This window comes from Acidovorax cavernicola (assembly GCF_003581445.1).
In genome coordinates this window covers 1-4,872 of record NZ_QXMN01000091.1, presented here as the reverse complement: position 1 = coordinate 4,872, position 4,872 = coordinate 1, and the positions used below count along the sequence as shown (strand labels likewise).

Annotated in this window: 8 protein-coding genes; 3 read left to right on the top strand and 5 right to left on the bottom strand. The window is 67.8% G+C overall.

Going from position 1 to position 4,872, the window contains the following annotated elements; translation table 11 throughout:
- Positions 1-40: 40 nt before the first annotated feature.
- The gene (locus tag D3H34_RS30825) at positions 41-373 is read right to left on the bottom strand and encodes a helix-turn-helix domain-containing protein (RefSeq protein WP_119558646.1); all 333 of its coding nucleotides are present in this window, start codon (positions 371-373) and stop codon (positions 41-43) included.
- Complete coding sequence (locus D3H34_RS30820; RefSeq protein WP_119558645.1) at positions 370-723, bottom strand: type II toxin-antitoxin system RelE/ParE family toxin; 354 nt, start codon at positions 721-723, stop codon at positions 370-372. The genes D3H34_RS30825 and D3H34_RS30820 overlap by 4 nt, the downstream gene beginning before the upstream one ends.
- 294 nt (positions 724-1,017) lie before the next feature.
- Here D3H34_RS30820 and D3H34_RS30815 point away from each other — a divergent pair, with 294 nt between their 5' ends.
- The 3 genes from D3H34_RS30815 (at position 1,018) to corA (ending at position 2,991) form a co-directional block, all read left to right on the top strand.
- A complete protein-coding gene (locus D3H34_RS30815; protein ID WP_119558644.1) occupies positions 1,018-1,251 on the top strand; it encodes a polysaccharide deacetylase in 234 nt (77 codons plus the stop codon).
- 91 nt (positions 1,252-1,342) lie between these two features.
- A complete protein-coding gene (locus D3H34_RS30810) occupies positions 1,343-1,966 on the top strand; it encodes a hypothetical protein (RefSeq protein WP_119558643.1) in 624 nt (207 codons plus the stop codon).
- A gap of 41 nt (positions 1,967-2,007) precedes the next feature.
- Positions 2,008-2,991, top strand: a complete 984-nt coding sequence (gene corA / locus D3H34_RS30805) for a magnesium/cobalt transporter CorA (protein ID WP_119558642.1) — start codon at positions 2,008-2,010, stop codon at positions 2,989-2,991.
- A 121-nt stretch (positions 2,992-3,112) separates the two neighbouring features.
- Here corA and D3H34_RS30800 read toward each other — a convergent pair whose 3' ends face one another.
- From D3H34_RS30800 to D3H34_RS34365, 3 genes are all read right to left on the bottom strand, one after another.
- Positions 3,113-3,949: a siderophore-interacting protein gene (locus D3H34_RS30800; RefSeq protein ID WP_119558641.1), complete on the bottom strand. Its 837-nt coding sequence runs from the start codon at positions 3,947-3,949 to the stop codon at positions 3,113-3,115.
- A 9-nt stretch (positions 3,950-3,958) separates the two neighbouring features.
- Positions 3,959-4,519 carry a PadR family transcriptional regulator gene (locus D3H34_RS30795; RefSeq protein ID WP_119558640.1) on the bottom strand — a complete coding sequence of 187 codons (561 nt, stop codon included), beginning with the start codon at positions 4,517-4,519 and terminating at the stop codon, positions 3,959-3,961.
- Between the two features lie 109 nt (positions 4,520-4,628).
- The coding region (locus D3H34_RS34365) for a hypothetical protein (protein WP_167481305.1) at positions 4,629-4,872 on the bottom strand (244 nt) is incomplete at its 5' end.

Sequence of the window (4,872 nt, the reverse complement as noted above, 5' to 3'; positions counted from 1 at the left end):
GTTTTCACTCGGGCGATTATCGGGGACGGGCGGACGGGGATCAGCCGACGGTCAGAGTGACCGGCTTGCCGATGCGGCTGAGCATTTCGACCAGCGTGTCGATGGTGAACTTGGTCGTTTTCTTGTTCACCACGTCGGACACCCGCGGGCGCGAAACCATCAGGATCTCGGCCGCCTCGGCCTGCTTCAGCTGGTGCTCGGCGATCCAGCCGGCCAGCGCCTCCATGAGCTGCTGCTTCAGCAGGCGGGTGTCGTTGATCTGCTTGTGCGAGGCGGCCTGCAGGCGGCGGGCCTCGGCCGGCGTAAAGCCCAGCTCGAGGAAGAGGTTGGCGCCCGGCGGGGTGACGTGGCGGATGGCGGTGTCGGTCTTCATGCTTTGTCTTTCCTGGCGTTGGCGTTGGCGTTGGCGACGGCGCGGTAGCGCGCCTGGGCAATGGCCTTGTCCTGCGGGCTGGTCGCCTGTGTCTTCTTCTGGAAGCAGTGCAGGACATAAACGGCTTCCTCGAACCTCGCCACGTACATCACGCGGTAGATGCCGCTGGCGTCCCGCAGCCGGATTTCCCGCGTGCCGGCACCCACGTCGTTGAATGGCTTCCAATCCGTCGGGTCGAGCCCGGCCTGTACCTTGCCCAACTCGAAACCGGCCGCGCGGCGCGGTTCCACCGGAAAGGCCAGCAGGTCCGCGTACGACGAGCCGACCCAACGGATTTCCTTCTCGTCCATCGACGCCTTGATGTATAAGATTTTATACGCGAAGTCCGATGCGTTCGACGCCCCGTGACTCCTCCCCTGGGGCGGCATTGTCGAGATGGGTTGGGGATCTTCGCGTCGCGTGGCACCATGCCGGTCCCGATGACTGTGAACTTTGTGGGGATCCATCGCAGATCTCCCACGTGGCCTGTTCGAGGCGCGGCGCCCGCCGCACGCGCACCTTGGCCGGTTTTGAATCCAAACGCCCTCCGCTTGCGTAGACATGCGCATGCGCATGACGACGCGGGCGCACGCGACCTATTCTTGATGGAGACCCCAGTGAGCTACGAGGACATCCGGAAGCGATTTCACGTTCCTGCCCGCAAGGGCGCCAGGGTGCTGGTGCACGGGCAGCCCGGCACCGTGACCACCGTGCGAGGGCTCACGCTGCGCGTGCGGCTGGACGGCATGACCTGGTCGCGGCCGTACCTGCCGGACGAGCTGCATTGGCTGCCGGACCAGGCGCCCGAGCCGGCCGGGGAGGGCGCCTCCGACCGTTGACGCGGACCGTCGCGGCAGCGCCGGTCGATCCGAACCCCGCCTTCTAAAATCCCCGGGCGCGAACCCCGCGTGACGAACGAAGAAGGCGCCCATGGCCCCCCTGGAAGAACACAAAGGCCCTGAAGCGGACGCGCTCCCGGACACCGCCACCTTGCCCGCCGACCTCGCGGCGCTGTATCTGTGCATGTCGCCGGCCCAGCTCGCTGACCTGCGCAAGTCGAAACGGCCCGACGGGCGCCCGGGCAACGGCCCGTCCGTCATCCAGCCCGTGGAAGGCACGGGAGGGGCCAAGGCCCCGGCGCTCTACCAGCTCGGCACCCTGCGCACCTTTGCGAAGGCGCATGCCGCCCCTTCGGCCTTCGACACCGCGTTGAACACCGGCATGCTGGGCTGGGTCAGCGCCAAGCTGCCCTTCTTCGCCGAGCGCGAGCCTCGCACCAAGCGCGGCAAGCGCGTGCTCATCGGCGGTGCCTGGGACCGTGCCGATCCGCTGCGCGAGCAGCGCTTCGTCGCGCTGGCCAAAGGCCGCATCCGCTTCACCTCGATCACCTGCGCCGAAGCCGTGTCGAGCCTGTGGGCCGACGTGGCAAGCCACCGCGCGCTGGCCGACAAGGGGCTAGCCCTGCTCAGCCGCGAAACCCAGGTCATCGAGACATCGCTGGCGGAAACAGCCGCCCTGGCGGCCACCGCGCAGGCCGATGCCGCAGCGGCCTGACCTGATTCCAGATTCTCAAATTCGAAGAGGGAAACGCCCCGATGCTGATCAACTGCGTGGCCTATGAAAACGGCGCCAAGCTCGCCGACATTCCCGTCGAGGACATCAGCGAGTACATCTCCCGCGCCGGCTGCTTCGTGTGGGTGGCGCTGAGCGACGCCACGCCCGAAGAACTGGCCGAGATGCAGAAGGAGTTCGACCTGCACCCGCTGGCCGTCGAAGATGCCCAGCACGGCCACCAGCGCCCCAAGGTGGAGGAATACGGCGACTCGCTGTTCGTGGTGATGCACCTGATCGAGCCCTCGACCGACGACGAGGGCGCGCACAGCGTGAACGTGGGCGAGGTCAACGTGTTCGTCGGCAAGAACTACGTGCTGTCGGTGCGCAACCGCAGCCAGCAGGGCTTCCTGGGCGTGCGCGAGCGCTGCGAGCGCGAGCCCGACCTGCTGCGCAACGGCGCGGGCTTCGTGCTCTATGCGCTGATGGACGCGGTGGTCGACCGCTACTTCCCGGTGATCGACGCGCTCGAAGTGGAACTCGAATCCATCGAGCAGCAGATCTTTGCCCAGGGCGGCGCGGCGCGCGACAAGATCAAGCAGCTGTACGACCTGAAGCGCCGCAGCCTCACGCTCAAGCGCGCGGTGGCGCCGCTGGTGGAGGCGGCAGGCAAGCTGCACGGCGGGCGCGTGCCGCAGATCTGCGTGGGCACGCAGGAGTATTTCCGCGACGTGGGCGACCATCTGGTGCGCATCAACGGCTCGATCGACGCGGTGCGCGACACCATCGCCACCGCCGTGCAGGTGAACCTCTCGATGGTCACCATCGAAGAGAGCGAAGTGACCAAGCGGCTGGCCGCCTGGGCCAGCATCTTCGCGGTGTGCACCGCGTTCGCGGGCATCTGGGGCATGAACTTCGAGCACATGCCGGAGCTGAAATTCCGCTATGGCTACGCGATGGCGTTGGGGCTGATCGTGAGTACCTGCGGCTACCTGTATTACCGATTCAGGCGCGTCGGCTGGCTTTAGAACGAAGCTCGCCCCCAGGCTTCGCGCACTTCGTGTCGCTTCGCCAACCCCCTACCGGGGGCGACACCTGCAGCCCGGCAAAGCCGGTTCTGCGGTGTCTCGCGATTGAATCGCGCCTTCTTTATTCGTCGTGCGTGTCGTGCGTGGCTGCGGCACCCCGACGCCAGTAGCCCGAGGCCCGAACCCACTTCGGATTCGCACCGCGCTCGCCCACGAGGTGCGCGCGCAGCGCCTTCGCAATCGCCGATTCGCAGCCGACCCAGGCGTGGAAGTCGCCGGCCGGCAGCGCCATGGCCTTCAGCGTGTCGACCAGCACGGGGCTCAGGCCCGGGGCCGCGCCCTGGCGGTGCACCCAGCGCAGCGTGAGTTCGGCCTGCGTTTCGAAGGGAATCTCGTCGGCTGCGCTGTCGACCTCCGCCAGCACCACCACGCGCGCACCGGCCGGCAACTCGGCCAGGCGGCGCGAGATCGCGGGCAGGGCGGTGTCGTCGCCGATCAGCAGATGCCAGTCGAACTCGGTCGGCACGATGAACGAGCCGCGCGGGCCGCCCACGCCGACGATGTCGCCGGGCTTGGCCTGTTCGGCCCACTGCGTGGCGGGGCCGGCGTCGTGCAGGGCGAAGTCGATTTCGAGCGTATTGGCCTGGGCGTCGTGGCGGCGCGGTGTGTAGTCGCGCATGGCCGGGCGTCCGCCTTCGGGCCACACCGGGCCGTCGGGGTCGGCGGTCGGCAGCGTGAGCTGGCCGGTGGTGGCATCGGGAAAGAACAGCTTCGCGTGGTCGTCGAAACCCGGGCTCGTGAAGCCCTCGAGCGCGTCGCCGGTCAGCGTGACGCGGATCAGGTGCGGCGTCACGCGCTGCACGGTCTTCACCGTGAGCTGGCGAAAGCGCAGTTCGTGGCGCACGCGGCGCGGCGTGCGGTCGGGGGAGGCAGGAGAAGCAGTGAGTGTGTCGGTCATGTCAAAGGGTTAGATGCGTTCGATCTGTTGTGCGGCGCTGTCGAGCACCGCGGCGAATTCGTGGGCTTGTTGTTCGGTGAGGGGCGTGCCCATGAGGCGCAAGCGCATCGCGAGCTTCAGGTTTTCGATGGCGCGGGTGACTTGCGGCGGGCGGCCGCCGCGCGGGCCGGCACCGTCCACGCCGCCGTTCATGCGGGCCATCATGGCGTCGGCGGTGTCGCGGTTGGCAGCCAGGAACTCCCGGCCGCTGTCGGTGACGGTGTAGCGCTTGCGGCCGCCGACGTCGGCGGTGTCCACGCTCAAGTAGCCCATCTCTTCCAGCAGGGTGAGCGTGGGGTAGACCACGCCGGGGCTCGGCGCGTAGGTGCCGCCCAGGCGGTCTTCGATGGCCTTGATGAGCTCGTAGCCGTGCGAGGGCTTGTCGGCAATGAGTTGCAGGAGCACGAAGCGCAGCCCGCCATGGCCGAACACACGGCCGCCGCCGCGTCCTCCGCGCATGCCGCGTCCGCCCCCGGAGAAGCCGTCTTCGTGTTCGCCGCGGGGGGCGTGGCAGTGGTGAGGGTGGCGCATGGTGGGTCTTTCTATGTCGTATCGAAATTATTTTAGATATATCTAAATAAACGTCGAAACAGGCCCGACTCGATGGCCCTGATGGGCACGCGGGTTCTGCCGGCCCGGGTTAGGGCGTGTGCACAGGCGCCGTGCGCGCGATCAAACGGATCTGCTCGAAATCCAGCCGGTCGAGCGCCTGCCGAAGGGCCTGGACCAGCGGCTGGTTGTGCATCTCGGCCGCCAGGGCATTCACCCACTCGTGCAGGTCGCTCCAGCGCCCGTCCCGGGCCAGCACCTCGAGCTCCTCCTTCTGCGTCGGCGACAGCGGCGTGATGACCGGCAGCGGCCGGGCGCGTGCCCCGGGTTTCGGG